Genomic DNA, 15,489 nt, shown 5'->3' with positions numbered 1-15,489 from the left:
ACAAATACTGACCTGCATAGGGTTTATCCCCTGAAACGTAAGGATTTCACCGTTTGATTGTAGAAGTTGTTACCTATTTCATATAGGCAGTTCGAAAGATAACGAAAGTTGCGGCGATGGATTGGGACAAGCTTAGAATATTTCACGCAGTTGCGGATGCAGGCAGCCTGACTCATGCGGGTGACAAGCTGAACTTGTCGCAATCGGCCGTCAGCCGACAGATCCGAGCGTTGGAAGAGTCGCTTGATTCGACCTTGTTCCACCGCCATGCGCGTGGGCTGATCCTGACGGAACAGGGCGAGTTGTTGTTTGACGCAACCTCGGCCATGACAAAACGTCTGGACGCTGCTGCTGCGCGCATTCGCGACAGCGAAGAAGAAGTGTTTGGCGTTCTGCGCGTCACAACTACTTACGGCTTTGGCACGCTTTGGCTGGCGCCGCGCCTGCCGAAACTCTATGATCAGTTCCCTGATCTCAATATCGACCTGATGCTGGAAGAGCGCGTGCTAGACCTGCCCATGCGCGAGGCTGACGTAGCCATCCGTATGAAAGAGCCCAGCCAGGCTGATCTGGTCCGCAAACGCCTGATGACCGTGCAGATGCAGCTGTATGCGACGCAGGAATACATCGATACTCATGGCGGTATGCTGAAATCCCTGGACGAAATTAAAAATCACCGGCTGATCTGTCAGACACCTTCGGCACCGCAGGTTGGCGCGGGCGCTGCGATGGTGCGCCATCTGATGACGTACAATCCGGGATCGCTGCTGACCGTGAACAATTATTTTGGTGTTCTTCAGGGGGTGCTGCATAACTTGGGTATCGGCGTCCTGCCGGATTACGTTACCCAAGGGCTTCCCAATGTTGCGCCGATCCTGTCGGATATCGAAAGCGCGGATGTTCCCGTATACCTCGCCTATCCCGAGGAATTGCGCCATTCCAAACGCGTCGCGGCCTTCCGTGACTTTGTTCAGGATGAGATCATAACACAACGCAAACAATTGAAGCAGATGGGAAAACTCTAGCTATGCACCACTGGCATAGCGGGGTTGATCAGCAATCAATCTGAAATCTCTTGATCGTTCACAAAGTGATCCCTAAATGAACTCTTGAAGGCGGTGATGCTGAAACGCTCATCATCTTCATACCTCCCTGTTGGACTACGGCCGAGCTTAGTGCTCGGCCTTTTTTTTGGCCATTCGGCAACGCGCGCTGTGTTCGGCTGGCAAAACATCTGGGAAACTCGGGCACTTAGACCTATGATCACGAAAAATTCACGAAGACTTGTGTTCGAGGACAGATTCGATGTTTCAGCCCCTTCGCCTTTTGTTGGCGATACTTTCCGTCATTTGCCTTTCAGGGCCGGTTCTTGCGCAGGATAGCGGATCGACCGGTTCCTCAACCACTATCAGCATTCCCGATGATCTGACGCCTGAACAGGTGGACGATCTGGTCGCGCGTATGTCTGACGATCAGGTCCGCGCCATTTTGCTTGAGCGTTTGGACGCGGTCGCTGAACAAAAGGCTGCCGAAGCAGAGGATCGCGAAGATCCCATCAAGGAAATCGGCGCGATTTGGGCGGCAATGGTGACGTCCTGGACGCAGGTCGTAGTCACGGTGCCAAATATATTCAGCGCTCAGGCCCATGCGGCCAAGAACTTTATAGGCACATTCGGATCAAGCGGCGCTCTTACGCTGATGGGTTTGATTCTGAGCGTTTTGATTGCAGGCTACATTGCGGAAAAACTTTTCTACCTGCTCACCAACAGATGGCACAGTCAAGCAAGTGCGACCGAGGAAAGTGACCTTTGGGGTGCGGTAAGCTTCCTGTTTCGCCGCTTTTGCCGCGAGATCGCTGGGCTAGTCGTTTTTTATGTCGTGATCCGCGCCTTGGGACGCGGATTGTTGACGCCTGAACAACTGACCTACGCCGCACCTTTCGTCCTTTACCTGATCTGGGTTCCACGCCTGGGCGCGGCTGCCTCGCGGTTCATACTGGCCCCGAACCAACCCCAATATCGGCTGGTCAACATTGACGACCACTGGGCAAAATATCTGCACCGCAATCTGATCGGGCTGTTGATCCTGATCGGGTTGACGTTGTTCATTATCCATTTCAACGAATTGAACGGCATCACCGGGCGTGAAACCCGGATCGGGTTCTGGCTGAACGGTGCTATCCACATCTATATCGGAGTGATTGCCTGGAAAGCCCGTGAAGGCCTGTCCCAGATGATGCTGGGGACAGACCCGGACCACACCAAGTTCGACGAGGAGGTTGCTCACTATTACCCTTATTTCGCCATCGGCGTATCGGCGGTGATCTGGCTACTTGTCGAGTTTCTGGCTGCACAGCGCGACCCGATGTTACGGGCCTTATTGTTGCAGGGTGCCCATTTCACCACCATGTTCTGGCTGCTGATTGCACCCGCTCTGGACACGCTGATACGTGGTTTGGTGCGCCATCTGCAGCCACCGATGCAGGGCGAAGGGCCGGTTGCCGAAAAGGCGTATAAATCGACTAAGCGCAGCTATATCCGCATCGGACGGGTATTGGCTGGCATTCTGGTCATCTTGATGATCGCCAACGCCTGGGACCTTGATCTTCGGGAAATCGCAGGCGGCGGCGATGAATCCGGCAGCAAGGTTATCCAGTTCTTTATTATTATTGCCGTTGGCTACATCCTCAACGAGCTTGTGTCGCTTTGGGTCAATCGCCGTCTGGCCAAAGAACAAGCAGCCGATCAAAGCCCGGATGAAGAGGCTGGCGAAGGTGGTGGCTCGGGTGGGTCACGATTGGCCACCGTCCTGCCCCTGCTGCGTGTGACCGCTCAGGTCGCTATCGCGGTCATCTTTGTGCTGCTGGCGCTTGGGGCGTTGGGGATCAACATCACCCCCCTGCTGGCCGGTGCTGGTGTCCTGGGTCTGGCCATTGGTTTTGGCGCACAAAAGCTAGTGGCGGATATCGTGGGCGGAATCTTCTTCCTGGTCGATGACGCCTTCCGCGTTGGAGAATACGTGGATGTCGGCGGCACCACCGGTACGGTCGAAAAAATCTCGATCCGTTCGATGCAACTGCGCCACCACCGCGGGCCGGTTCACACTATTCCCTACGGTGAGATTCAAAAGCTGACCAACTACAGCCGTGACTGGGTCATCATGAAGCTGAAGTTCACCGTGCCCTTCGACACCGACCCCAACAAGGTCAAGAAGATCTTTAAGAAGATCGGTGCCGAGATGATGGAGGACGAAACCCACAAGGACGGTTTCCTGCAGCCCTTTAAGTCGCAAGGCGTGTTCGACTTTGATGATGTCGGCATGATTATCCGCGGTAAGTTCATGGCCAAGCCGGGCAAGCAGTTCACCCTGCGCAAGGAAATCTTCAACCGTGTTAAGGCCGCGTTCAAGGAAAACGGCATCGACTTTGCCCGCCGCGAGGTGCGCGTTGCGATCCCCGGCCTGGATGACGCGGATAACCTGAACGAGGAGCAAAAGGCAGCTATCGGTGCAGCAGCCGGAGAAGCAGCAAACCAACAAGCGGAACAGCAGGGTCAGAAATCGGGTTCCGAACACGGTGCGCCAAAATAACGAACTGACACTACAAACACGCAAAGGCCGCCCTCAGGGCGGCCTTTTTTCATCGGATTGGCACAGGAAACCATCAGACCCCGGTCTTAACCCTTTCCACCGACGCGCCCTTGCCCTAAAAGGCGCGCAATCTCGGCCACCTTGAGAACAGGACAGACGATGCAAGAGCCCGCCATCACACCGGATCTGATTGCCGCCCACGGATTGAAGCCCGACGAATACGACATGATCCTTGAGATCATCGGCCGCGAGCCGACCTTCACCGAGCTGGGCATCTTTTCCGCCATGTGGAATGAGCACTGCTCGTACAAATCCTCGAAGAAGTGGCTGCGCACCCTGCCCACTTCGGGTCCGCAGGTGATCTGCGGTCCAGGTGAGAACGCCGGTGTCGTTGATATTGGCGATGGACAAGCGGTTGTTTTCAAAATGGAAAGCCACAACCACCCGTCTTACATCGAACCCTATCAGGGCGCGGCGACCGGGGTTGGTGGTATTTTGCGCGATGTCTTTACAATGGGTGCGCGTCCCATTGCGTCAATGAACGCACTGTCCTTTGGCGAGCCCGGCCACCACAAGACCCGCCAGTTGGTCAATGGCGTTGTCGAAGGCATCGGCGGCTATGGCAACTGCTTCGGAGTACCCTGCGTCGGCGGCGAAGTTCGATTCCATCCCGCCTATAACGGCAACTGCCTTGTGAACGCCTTTGCCGCAGGTCTGGCCGACAGTGACAAGATTTTCTACTCGGCGGCTTCAGGCGTTGGCATGCCCGTCGTCTATCTGGGTGCCAAAACCGGTCGCGACGGGGTTGGTGGTGCAACCATGGCCTCGGCCGAGTTCGACGACACGATCGAGGAAAAACGTCCCACCGTTCAGGTCGGTGACCCCTTCACCGAAAAGCGCCTGATGGAGGCGACGCTGGAATTGATGCGAACCGGTGCCGTGATTTCGATTCAGGACATGGGTGCAGCTGGTCTGACCTGTTCCGCCGTTGAAATGGGCGACAAAGGTGGTCTGGGCGTGCGCCTCGATCTGGAGAACGTCCCTCAGCGCGAAGAGGATATGACAGCGTACGAGATGATGCTGTCTGAGTCTCAGGAACGCATGCTGATGGTCCTGAAGCCTGAGCTTGAGGCAGAAGCCCGCGCCGTGTTCGAGAAATGGGATCTGGATTTTGCCATTGTCGGCGAGACCATCGCCGAAGATCGCTTCCTGATTGTCCATAACGGCGAGGTTAAAGCCGATCTTGTGCTGTCGAAGCTGTCTTCCACCGCACCGGAATACGACCGCCCGTGGGAACCTACGCCCGAAGCTGAAGAACTGGCCGAGGTTCCGCAGATCGACCCGATCGACGGCCTGCGCGCCCTCCTCGCTTCGCCGAACTATGCGGGCAAGCAATGGGTGTACGAACAATACGACACCATGGTCATGGCCGACACCGCGCGCACGCCGGGTCTGGGTGCGGGCATGGTTCGCGTGCATGGCACAGACAAGGCATTGGCCTTCACCAGTGATGTCACCCCCCGCTATGTGCGCGCCAACCCGGTTGAGGGTGGCAAGCAGGCCGTCGCCGAAGCGTACCGCAACCTGACTGCCGTCGGGGCAAAACCACTGGCCACCACGGACAACCTGAATTTCGGCAACCCCGAAAAGCCCGAGATCATGGGCCAGTTTGTTGGCGCAATTCAGGGTATCGGCGCTGCGGTCGCCGCGCTGGACATGCCCATCGTGTCGGGCAACGTGTCGCTGTATAATGAGACCGACGGTCAAGCGATCCTGCCTACCCCGACCATTGGCGCGGTTGGCCTGTTGGACCACACCGACGAAATCATCGGTAACGAGGTCCGCGAAGGCCACGTCGCGCTGGTCATCGGCGAAACAAATGGGCATCTGGGTCAGTCGGCCCTTCTGGCCGAAGTGTTCAACCGCGAAGACGGCGACGCGCCGCATGTCGATCTCGACGCCGAAAAGCGCAATGGTGAGTTTATCCGCGCCAATCGCGAGATGATCAAAGCCTGCACCGATCTGGGTGATGGTGGTCTGGCCCTGGCGGCTTTCGAACTGGCCGAAGCCGCAGGCGTTGGCGTTCACCTCGACGAAGCCTCGACCGAGTTTTTGTTTGGCGAAGATCAGGCCCGATATCTGGTTGCCTGCAACTTTGACCAGGCCGAGGCGTTGATGATCGCAGCAGGTCAGGCCGGTGTTCCACTGGTCTCGGTCGGTCGCTTTACTGGTGACGCCGTCAAGGTCGGCAATTCCGAGGTCCCTCTGGCCGAGTTGACGGACACGTTCCGCGACAGCTTTGCCGCTGCCGTGGCTTGATCATATCTTGAAACTTATTCGCAAAACCTGTGCCCACACCGGCGCAGGTTTTGTCGTTTCAAGCCAACCATCACACCCTTGCGCGCCCCGCCCCGGCGCTCTACATCTTGGGAAAGATCTTCAGGAGTTACCTACATGCCGATGAGCGCCCACGAAATCGAACACTTGCTGCGCGAAGCCTTTCCGGATGCGGAAATACAGGTTGGCGGGCATGACGGCGTGCATATGTCGGCCATGGTCGTGGACGAGAGCTTTCGTGGGAAAAACAGGGTTCAGCAGCAGCGCGCGGTCTATGCTGCGTTGAAAGGCAAAATGGACGGCCCGGATGGAGAGTTACACGCGCTGGCGTTGACGACGAAAGTGCCTGAATGAGCACAGGTTTTTGGGCATACTCGATTTGGGGCATTGTGCTGTTAGCCATCATCGGTGTGTACGTGGTGGCAATTTTCAGACGTAGCAGATCAGAACGAAAACGAGTTACCCGGACCCCCAAAGGTGCGACCCCTAGTCAGGACTCAAGTTTAGTTGCATCAACCACCGACACTGGTAAAGGCGGTGGGGTAAGCGCCATGGCGATCCCTCGCGATCCGCAACAATATGCCAAAGCCATGGCTCCGAAAAAATGAACAGCTGGCTCTTTTGGATAGGTGTACTCGCAACATTGATAGTTGCCGCCGCGCTGATCGAAGCCTATGTGAAACGCAACCGGAAACGTAACCTCGCCGATATGCGTCCCGACCCGGACAAAATCAGTAAGGTCGGCGGCATTGAAAGATACGGGCTGGATCCGCTGGCCCTGGCGCAAGCCGAACACCGACGGTTGGAGGAAGAAGGATGGACCTCTGACCCGTCACAGAATGAAACGACCGCCCCGGATGCGGGCGAAAAGGACAAGCAAGATGAGCGACGTTAAGACCCAAATCGACGAAACCGTCAAAGCCAATGATGTTGTACTGTACATGAAAGGCACCAAGGACATGCCGCAGTGCGGGTTTTCGTCCCGTGTGGCCGGTGTACTGAACTACATGGGTGTGGATTTCACTGACGTGAACGTTCTGGCCGATGAAGACGTGCGTCAGGGCATCAAGGATTATTCCGACTGGCCGACCGTGCCTCAGCTGTACGTCAAAGGCGAGTTCGTTGGTGGCTGCGATATCATCACCGAGATGACCCTGTCAGGCGAGTTGGACACGCTGTTTGACGACAACGGTGTCGGCTATAACAAAGAAGCAGCCGACAAGATTCGCGAAGCAAACGCTTGATCAGCGGCTGACGCAATTATCCAGAATGACCTGCTCACTGGCGGCATCCGATCCTGTCGCCAGAAAGCTCACCGTTGCGTCCCATCCTTTTGAGCGCAGGATGTACGTCCCTGTCCCTCCGTCGGATTCATAGCGTATGCCGGAACCGCTTTGGACCTGACGCAGAGTGACCAATTGGTTGTCTACCATCATTGCTGCTGCACTCGACCCGTCCGGCGCGTTGAAATAGGCCACTTCCAATGGCACGCCGTTCTGGCATGTGAATGTCACTGGCAGAATGTCGATCTCAGCCCAAGCCAAGCCACCGGGCAAAGCAAATGCCACGGCGCAGGCGACCGTCTTTACAGAGTTCATCCCGCTGACTTCTCCTCGATCACGGAAGCCAAGGCTTCGGCCCGCGCGGCTATTTCCGCCAGCGTGTCCGTCACTGAAGGAGGTACCACGGCCACCTCGATACGCTCAGGCTCGGGCTGTGGCATGTTTCTGAGGGTTCGAAGCTCGGTCTCAACCTCGGCCAGCTTTGCCTCGAGCGCCTTGATCTTGTCATCGGTTCCGGCGGCCTTGTCGGCCAGCATCAGCCCGGCCATCAGCAGCATCCGTGATTCTGGCATGCGCCCGATCTGATCGGACAAAACTTGCGCCTCGTCATCCAGCAATTTGGCAGCCGAATGCAGGAATGCCTCTTCCCCCTCCTGGCACGAGACATCAAAGCCGCGGCCACCGATTTGAATAGTCAATTCGGGCATTATTCAACCTCTCCTTCTGCCAGTTTCGCCTTCGACAGCAACGGCTCTAACCGCGCCAGAACTGCGTGCGCTTCGGCAGCGTCGGTTGCTTGTGCGGCGCGCGTCGCCTCAAGTTCGGCCACTGTTGCGCGGTTAAGCAGATCAGCATCCGGCACGCCGTCTTCGGCGGCGGCGCGCAGTTCATCCACCGATTGCCGCAACTGTTCATTCGCCTTGCGCATGCGTTGCAGATCGTCATCCAGACGGGACATCGCCGCCCCGTGACTGGATCGCTCAGCGCGCAACATATCCAGCTCGGCGCTCAACTCGGAGACGCGTTCGCTGTCCGCCAGTTCAGACCGCAGGCGAGCGTTTTCGGCTTCGACACCCTGTGTCGCAGCCGCGGCGGCCTTGAGCTGTGCATTTTCGGCCTTTAGCGCCTCAACCTCATCCTGATTTTCCAGCGCGGCCTTGGCCGCGGCCAACTCGGCGCGGGCGGCCTCAACCGAGGCCAGTTTTGCCTGCGCCTCTGCCAATTGCTCGCGCAATGCCCCGTTTTCCGGGCTTTCAACGGGCGTGGTCCGCAGCCGTTCCATGTCCGAACGCATGGCGTCGACTTCTAGTTCGTGGCGCTCTTTCAGCGATTTCAGACGTTCTTCCAACTGCGCATTGGCGACACGTTCATCATCCAATGCCGTCCGCAGAGCGTCATCTGCACCACCGCTGACCGGAGACGTATCCCGCAGCGTATCGACGCCGGTCCCTATCCGATCCATTGCAGCAACAATACGGCGATGTAATTCTTCGATCTGGCTCATGCCCCTGCCACCTCTTAACCAAGGTTCCTTGTATCGCGGATAGTCCGAATCAATATCATCCACGTCTTGCCCTAGTCTAACCTAACGAGGCGGAAAATACCCACTGTTTGCTTTCAACAACTTGGGCAGCTTTCTTGAACCACTACCTCATCAGAAATCCCGGTTCTACTTGCACTTTGGAGGCTGGATGGTATTGAGCGCCACATCTGCCTGTAATCCAAAGGAACAACGCCCGTGGACCTGACTGCGCTGCGCAATGCAAACCCCGAACACTGGGACAAAGCTGCGGCCATCCGCACCCTGACCCTTGACGCCGTCGCCGCCGCCAATTCCGGCCATTCCGGTATGCCGATGGGCATGGCCGACGTTGCGACCGTGCTGTTCGAAAAGCACCTGAAATTCGACGCCTCGGCCCCGAATTGGCCTGACCGCGACCGGTTCATCCTGTCGGCCGGTCACGGTTCAATGCTGATCTATTCGCTGCTGTATTTGACCGGCCACGGCGATGTGACCCTTGAGGAAATCAAGAACTTCCGCCAGTTGGGTGCAAAGACAGCCGGTCACCCGGAGAACTTCCTGGTTGATGGCATCGAAACCACGACCGGCCCGCTGGGCCAAGGCATCTCGAACGCTGTGGGCTTTGCCATGGCCGAAGAAATCCAGCGCGCGCATTATGGCAAGAAGGTTGTGGATCACTATACCTATGTGATCGCCGGCGACGGCTGCCTGATGGAAGGCGTCAGCCAAGAGGCAATCACCTTGGCCGGTCGTCATGAGCTGAGCAAGCTGATCGTCTTCTGGGACAACAACAACATCACAATCGACGGCACCGTCGATATGGCTGATCGCACCGATCAGGTGCGCCGTTTCGCAGCTTCGGGCTGGCACGTGATCGAGATTGACGGGCATGATCCGCAAGCCATCGATACAGCCATCGTGCAGGCAAAAAAGTCGAACAAGCCGACTATGATCGCCTGCGAAAGTCACATCGCTTTGGGTCACGCAGCTCAGGATACCTCGAAAGGTCACGGTGCGCTGACCGATCAGGACCAACTGAAGGCTGCGAAAGAAGGCTATGGCTGGCCGCATGACGCGTTCCATGTTCCCGCCGAAGTGAAATCCGCATGGGAGGCCATCGGTTCCCGCGGCGTCGCCGAGCGTAAGGCTTGGGAAGAACGTTTCGCGCAATTGTCCGAGCGCAAGCAAGCCGAATTCAACCGCGCCTATGCGTTTGAAGCGCCCAAAAAACTGGCCGGTGCGATCCGCGCGTTCAAAAAGCAGATCTCGGAAGATCAACCGAAACTGGCCACCCGCGCTTCGTCCGAAAAGGTTCTGAATGTCGTGAACCCGATCATGACCGAAACCGTGGGCGGTTCGGCTGATCTGACCGGGTCGAACAACACCAAATCAGCTGATATGGGTGTCTTCCTGCCGGAAAATCGTAAGGGTCGTTACATCCATTACGGAATCCGCGAACACGGCATGGCCGCGGCAATGAATGGTATGGCGCTGCACGGCGGCATTCGCCCCTATGGCGGCACGTTTATGGCCTTCACCGACTATGCCCGTCCGTCCATGCGTCTGGCGGCGCTTATGAAGGTTCCTTCGGTCTTCGTGATGACTCACGACTCGATCGGTCTGGGCGAAGACGGTCCGACCCACCAGCCGGTCGAGCATCTGGCAATTTCGCGCGCGACCCCGAACACCTATGTGTTCCGCCCCGCAGATTCTGTGGAAACCGCCGAAGCGTGGGAACTAGCACTGACGTTCAAGGACAGCCCCTCGGTTCTGTCGCTGACCCGTCAGGGCGTTCCGACCGTACGCACGGAACACAAAGCCAAGAACCTGACCGCGCAAGGTGCATATGTGCTGGCTGATGCCGAAGGCAAACGTCAGGCCATCCTGATCGCAACGGGTTCCGAGGTTTCTTTGGCTATAGAAGCCAAAGCGATGCTTGAGGCTGAAGGCATCGGTACTCGCGTCGTGTCCATGCCCTGTATGGAGTTGTTCGCACAGCAGGACGAAGCCTATCGCAAGCGCGTTCTGCCCGGTGGTCCGGTCCGCGTCGGTATCGAAGCCGCCGTTCGCGCCGGTGGCTGGGATCGATGGCTATTGGGTGAGCGTGGCCGCGAAGCCAAGGCCGGCTTCATCGGTATGTCCAGCTTCGGCGCGTCCGCTCCGGCGAATGAGCTGTACAAGCATTTTGGCATCACTGCCGAGGCGACCGTTGCTAAGGTCAAGGAATTGCTCGGACTGTAATCCAGCACACGAAGAATAAGACAAAGGGCGGCATCAGCCGCCCTTTTTATTTTTATTTCAATGTGTTGCGGTCTTCTTTGATAGCAATGGCCCGATCACCTTGGTGGCTACAGGGATCAGAACAAAGCCCCACGCCAGACCAAACACACCATCCATTGCTGCTTTGGAAATCCATTCGACAGCCCCTACCCAGCCGTCTGACACGGAATGCCCAATCGCATATGCCCAGTCGTGGATGTGATGGCCCAGCCAGCCGAAGCCCAGAACTTCCATCCCGTGAATGATGATCGACCCGCCGACCCACAGCATCGCCGCGGTTCCAACAATAGACAGGGTCTTCATCACACCGGGCATTGCCTTGACCAATCCACGCCCCAGCCCGCGCCCGACAGGTGTCGGGGCATTGTTTGCCAGAAACAATCCGACATCATCCATCTTCACGATCAACGCGACCGAGCCATAGACGGCCACCGTCACCCCGATGCCCACAACCGCCAGAGTCGCCGCCTGCATCCACAGATTCGGCGCCTCGATCGCGGCCAGAGCGATGGTCATGATTTCGGCGGACAGGATGAAATCCGTTTTGATCGCACCTTTGACTTTCTGCTCCTCTAGATGACCAGGGTCGCGCACGTTCATGTCTTCATCAATGGCATGGCTGCCATGTGGAAACAGAACATGAAATATTTTTTCAGCCCCCTCGAAGCATAAGTAAGACCCACCGATCATAAGCAGCGGCGTAATAAGCCAGGGCGCAAAATTGGCCAGCAAAAGGGCCACAGGCAGCAACAGCACGATCTTGTTGAATACCGATCCACGCGCAATCCGCCAGATGATTGGCAACTCGCGCGCAGGCGCAAAACCCTGAACGTATTTCGGAGTGACGGCTGCATCGTCAATAATCACCCCTGCCGTCTTGGCCCCGGCCTTTCCCGCCGCCGCCACCACGTCGTCCACCGACGCCGCTGCAACCTTGGCGATCCCCGCCACGTCATCCAAAAGAGCCAAAAGACCGCTCATCGCGCTACCTTTCCTGTCACCTGCCGCCTCAGGAACCTACCCAATCTTACAGCCAGTGCAAGCGTTAGCGCAATCGTACGAAGTTTGCGCTAACACATTAAAAATATGCCGCTTTTGCTCTTTTGAGATTCACCAATCGCGGCTATATGGCCTGCAAGGCAAGCGCATTTGGAGACGTCACATGACCATAAAGGTCGGCATCAATGGTTTTGGCCGCATCGGCCGCTGTACCCTGTCGCATATCGCGGCGTCAGGCCGGAACGATATCGAAGTTATCAAGGTCAACGCGACCGGACCGCTGGAAACTTCGGCTCATCTGCTGAAATACGACAGCGTTCATGGACGGTTTCCGCGCGACATCGCCATCAATGGCAACACCATGGATCTGGGCCGCGGCCCGATGGAGATGTTCTCGACCTACGACATGAACGAGCTGGATTGGGAAGGCTGCGACGTCGTTCTGGAATGCACCGGCAAATTCAATGACGGCACCAAGGCGAAAACGCACCTCGAGCGTGGCGCTGGCAAGGTTCTGTTGTCCGCACCGGGCAAGAACGTCGACAAAACCATCGTGTTTGGTGTGAACCACAACACGCTGACCGCCAACGACAACATGGTCTCGAATGGGTCTTGCACCACGAACTGCCTTGCTCCGCTTGCCAAGGTTCTGGACGAAGGTGTCGGCATCGAAAACGGCATCATGACCACGATCCACGCCTATACTGGCGACCAGCCGACCCTGGATCGCCGTCACAGCGATCTGTATCGCGCCCGTGCCGCTGCCATGTCGATGATCCCGACATCGACCGGAGCTGCGAAAGCACTGGGTGAGGTTCTGCCGAACCTGAAAGGCCGTCTGGACGGTTCCGCCATCCGCGTACCTACCCCGAACGTGTCGGCGGTGGACCTGACTTTCCGCTCATCGCGCGAAGTGTCTGTCGAAGAGGTCAATGAAATCGTTCGCGAAGCCGCGCTTGGCCCGATGCAGCGCGTTCTGGGTTATGAACCCGCGCCGCTGGTTTCGACCGATTTCAACCACACCGAAGAAAGCTCGATCTTTGCGCCGGAACAAACCCGCGTTGTAGACGGCCGCCTTGTCCGGGTTCTGGCCTGGTACGACAACGAATGGGGCTTCTCGGTTCGCATGGCCGATGTCGCCGTTGCCATGGGTCGGCTTAACTAAGACCGGTTTGAAATCTTGAACATTTTTGCCCGCTCAGGTTATCTGGGCGGGCATTTTCGTTCGGGGCCGCTATGACCAACCAAATCGCTATCTGGCTTGGCCTCTTGATCCTTGGCGGGTTGATTCTGGACTACGCCATCTTTGGACCCGAACATTTGGTTTTCCTCGGGAAAAAGCTTTACGCCTTTCTGGATTGGCTGGCTTTCTGGCGCTGACAGAGGTTTTGCTTGACTTTTCCGCTCATCTGGCTTTGTTAGCGCTAACTTTACTAAAGTCGAAATTCGGACGGAGCGGAACATGACACTCAAGCTGGCAATCAACGGATTTGGTCGGATCGGACGCGGAGTTCTGCGTGCAGTGATGGAATCGGGACGCACAGATGTAGAAATTGTTGCCATCAACGATTTGGCAAAACCCGAGATGAACGCTCATCTGTTCGAGTTCGACAGCGTACATGGCCGTTATTCCAACAAGGTGACATTGACCGACGAACGCCTGGACGTTGGCGCAGGCCCCATTCGTCTGTCCAGCGAGCGCGACCCCGAAGCGCTAGATTGGTCGGATATCGACGTAGTTCTGGAATGCACAGGCGTTTTCCGCACCCGCGAAGCGGCTGAACGTCACCTGAAAAACGGTGCCAAGAAAGTCCTGATCTCTGCGCCTGCGCGGGGCGAAGGTGCCGTCAAAACAATCGTCTATGGTGTGAATGAGCATGAGCTGACAGCCGGGGATACCGTTGTTTCAAATGCTTCATGTACCACCAACTGCTTGTCGCCAGTTGCCGCCGCGCTGGATGCCGGGCTTGGCATCGTCCATGGCAACATGACCACGGTCCATGCGTATACCGCCAGCCAGCCAGTTCACGATGCCGCGGGTAAAGACCCCTATCTGTCGCGCGCTGCGGCTTTGTCGATGATCCCGACCACCACGGGTGCCGCAGCGGCTGTCGGTCTTGTCCTGCCGCAATTGGCAGGCAAGCTGACCGGTCAGGCCATCCGTGTTCCGACGCCCAACGTGTCTGTTGTCGATCTGGTGGCCGAAGTATCGCGCCCCACCAGCGAAGAAGAGGTCAACGCGCTGTTCGTCGAAGCCGCCGCCAAAATACCGGGCGTTCTGGCCGCCGAAAGCCGCCCACTGGTGTCGATGGATTTCAACCACGATTCCCATAGCTCGACTGTGTCATTGGCCGAGACCAAAGTCACCGACGGCACATTGGTGCGCGTTCTGGCCTGGTATGACAATGAGTGGGGCTTTTCGAACCGGATGCTGGACACAGCCGCCGCGATGGGCGCGTTAGCCTAACCTTTCGCTCAATGCAGTATGAACGCGGGGCGTCACGAATTTCGACACGTCCCCGTTCAGGCGCGCGATTTCCTTAACCAGTTTCGATGCGATGGCCTGATGCCGTGCTTCGGCCATTAGAAAGACGGTTTCGATTGAATCGTCCAAAGCACGGTTCATTCCGACCATCTGGAATTCATACTCGAAATCCGCCACGGCCCGCAGCCCGCGAACAATGATTTGTGCACCCACATCGCGGGCGCAATCGATCAGAAGGTTTTCGAACGGATGAGCGACAATTTCGGTTCCGGTTTGTTCAGACAAAAGCGCGCATTCCGCCTCGATCATGGTCACGCGCTCTTCCAGAGAAAACAACGGTCCCTTATCGCGGTTGATCGCTACTCCGATCACCAGCTTGTCGACCAAAGCCGAGGCGCGCCGGATAATGTCAATATGGCCCAGAGTTATCGGGTCAAAGGTTCCGGGGTATAGACCAACCCGCATCACGCTCTCCTGCGTTCTGGAAATTCTGCGTCAGCAAACATAACTTTGCTGTCGGCGCAAGAGGTTGCTATCGCAACCAGCCCTGTCAGTGACCCATAATCATACCTTGTAGGGCATCCTTTTCCATCGCCAGCTCGGCCAATTGCGCCTTGACCACATCGCCCAGGGTCACAATGCCTATCAGCTTACCCTCTTCGACCACGGGCATGTGGCGAAAGCGGCCTTCGGTCATGCGGGCCATGATGTCTTGTACGGTGGCCTGTCGTGTGGTGGTGATCAGATCCTTTGTCATGTAAGAGCTGACCGGCTGCGTCAAACATCCGCTGCCACTGGCAGCCAATTCACGAACGATATCGCGTTCAGACAAAATGCCGGCTGCCGTTTGACCACCATCTTCGGAAACGATGACGGTACCAATGCGCTTTTCCGCAAGGATTTTCGCAGCCTCCGACACAGTCATCGAAGGCTCGACCGTCACGACGCTGTCTGTCGCCTTGGATTTTAGAATGCCCTGAACGAGCATGAAAGCA

16 protein-coding genes are annotated in these 15,489 nt (G+C 57.0%); 10 read left to right on the top strand and 6 right to left on the bottom strand.

The features are described from left to right. Positions 1–116: 116 nt before the first annotated feature. The 6 genes from ACR0JB_RS04515 to grxD all read left to right on the top strand — a co-directional run bounded on the left by ACR0JB_RS04515 (position 117) and on the right by grxD (position 7,169). A complete protein-coding gene (locus tag ACR0JB_RS04515) occupies positions 117–1,025 on the top strand; it encodes a LysR family transcriptional regulator (protein ID WP_170348597.1) in 909 nt (302 codons plus the stop codon). A gap of 280 nt (positions 1,026–1,305) precedes the next feature. Then, positions 1,306–3,588: a mechanosensitive ion channel family protein gene (locus ACR0JB_RS04510; RefSeq protein WP_170393924.1), complete on the top strand. Its 2,283-nt coding sequence runs from the start codon at positions 1,306–1,308 to the stop codon at positions 3,586–3,588. 159 nt (positions 3,589–3,747) lie between these two features. Next, a complete protein-coding gene (gene purL / locus ACR0JB_RS04505) occupies positions 3,748–5,907 on the top strand; it encodes a phosphoribosylformylglycinamidine synthase subunit PurL (RefSeq protein ID WP_170393922.1) in 2,160 nt (719 codons plus the stop codon). A 135-nt stretch (positions 5,908–6,042) separates the two neighbouring features. Beyond that, complete coding sequence (locus ACR0JB_RS04500) at positions 6,043–6,279, top strand: BolA/IbaG family iron-sulfur metabolism protein (RefSeq protein WP_155147029.1); 237 nt, start codon at positions 6,043–6,045, stop codon at positions 6,277–6,279. Between the two features lie 250 nt (positions 6,280–6,529). Beyond that, the gene (locus ACR0JB_RS04495) at positions 6,530–6,820 is read left to right on the top strand and encodes a hypothetical protein (protein WP_170393920.1); all 291 of its coding nucleotides are present in this window, start codon (positions 6,530–6,532) and stop codon (positions 6,818–6,820) included. Further along, complete coding sequence (gene grxD, locus ACR0JB_RS04490; RefSeq protein WP_170348592.1) at positions 6,807–7,169, top strand: Grx4 family monothiol glutaredoxin; 363 nt, start codon at positions 6,807–6,809, stop codon at positions 7,167–7,169. Before ACR0JB_RS04495 ends, grxD begins: the two co-directional genes overlap by 14 nt. Here the strand turns inward: grxD and ACR0JB_RS04485 are convergent, their stop codons facing one another. The 3 genes from ACR0JB_RS04485 to ACR0JB_RS04475 are packed head-to-tail and all read right to left on the bottom strand — an operon-like array spanning position 7,170 to position 8,712. Beyond that, positions 7,170–7,523, bottom strand: a complete 354-nt coding sequence (locus tag ACR0JB_RS04485; RefSeq protein WP_170393918.1) for an MliC family protein — start codon at positions 7,521–7,523, stop codon at positions 7,170–7,172. It lies immediately after the preceding gene. Next, entirely contained in the window at positions 7,520–7,915 is a 396-nt protein-coding gene (locus ACR0JB_RS04480) for a cell division protein ZapA (RefSeq protein ID WP_170358299.1), read from the bottom strand. Before ACR0JB_RS04480 ends, ACR0JB_RS04485 begins: the two co-directional genes overlap by 4 nt. Next, positions 7,915–8,712: a hypothetical protein gene (locus ACR0JB_RS04475; RefSeq protein ID WP_170393916.1), complete on the bottom strand. Its 798-nt coding sequence runs from the start codon at positions 8,710–8,712 to the stop codon at positions 7,915–7,917. Before ACR0JB_RS04475 ends, ACR0JB_RS04480 begins: the two co-directional genes overlap by 1 nt. Before the next feature lie 234 nt (positions 8,713–8,946). Here ACR0JB_RS04475 and tkt point away from each other — a divergent pair, with 234 nt between their 5' ends. Further along, the gene (tkt, locus tag ACR0JB_RS04470) at positions 8,947–10,971 is read left to right on the top strand and encodes a transketolase (RefSeq protein ID WP_170505170.1); all 2,025 of its coding nucleotides are present in this window, start codon (positions 8,947–8,949) and stop codon (positions 10,969–10,971) included. Between the two features lie 57 nt (positions 10,972–11,028). Here tkt and ACR0JB_RS04465 read toward each other — a convergent pair whose 3' ends face one another. Next, on the bottom strand, positions 11,029–11,991 hold the full coding sequence (locus ACR0JB_RS04465) for a DUF808 domain-containing protein (protein WP_170358295.1): 963 nt from the start codon (positions 11,989–11,991) through the stop codon (positions 11,029–11,031). 181 nt (positions 11,992–12,172) lie between these two features. On the opposite strand from ACR0JB_RS04465, the gene gap (ACR0JB_RS04460) reads away from it, so the two are divergent. The 3 genes from gap (ACR0JB_RS04460) to gap (ACR0JB_RS04450) all read left to right on the top strand — a co-directional run bounded on the left by gap (ACR0JB_RS04460) (position 12,173) and on the right by gap (ACR0JB_RS04450) (position 14,476). Next, positions 12,173–13,174, top strand: a complete 1,002-nt coding sequence (gap, locus tag ACR0JB_RS04460; protein ID WP_170358292.1) for a type I glyceraldehyde-3-phosphate dehydrogenase — start codon at positions 12,173–12,175, stop codon at positions 13,172–13,174. A 71-nt stretch (positions 13,175–13,245) separates the two neighbouring features. After that, a complete protein-coding gene (locus ACR0JB_RS04455) occupies positions 13,246–13,389 on the top strand; it encodes a hypothetical protein (protein ID WP_170348585.1) in 144 nt (47 codons plus the stop codon). An 82-nt stretch (positions 13,390–13,471) separates the two neighbouring features. Further along, positions 13,472–14,476, top strand: coding sequence for a type I glyceraldehyde-3-phosphate dehydrogenase (gene gap / locus ACR0JB_RS04450; RefSeq protein ID WP_226688498.1), 1,005 nt, complete (start codon positions 13,472–13,474; stop codon positions 14,474–14,476). Here gap (ACR0JB_RS04450) and coaD read toward each other — a convergent pair. After that, positions 14,468–14,959, bottom strand: coding sequence for a pantetheine-phosphate adenylyltransferase (gene coaD / locus ACR0JB_RS04445; protein ID WP_480789711.1), 492 nt, complete (start codon positions 14,957–14,959; stop codon positions 14,468–14,470). The genes gap (ACR0JB_RS04450) and coaD overlap by 9 nt on opposite strands. 85 nt (positions 14,960–15,044) lie before the next feature. Continuing rightward, a complete protein-coding gene (locus ACR0JB_RS04440; protein WP_170358288.1) occupies positions 15,045–15,482 on the bottom strand; it encodes a CBS domain-containing protein in 438 nt (145 codons plus the stop codon). Positions 15,483–15,489: the final 7 nt, after the last annotated feature.

This window comes from Ruegeria sp. BI7, from assembly GCF_056537925.1.
Note: the sequence above shows the minus strand (reverse complement) of the source record. Positions and strands in the feature narration are given on the sequence as shown.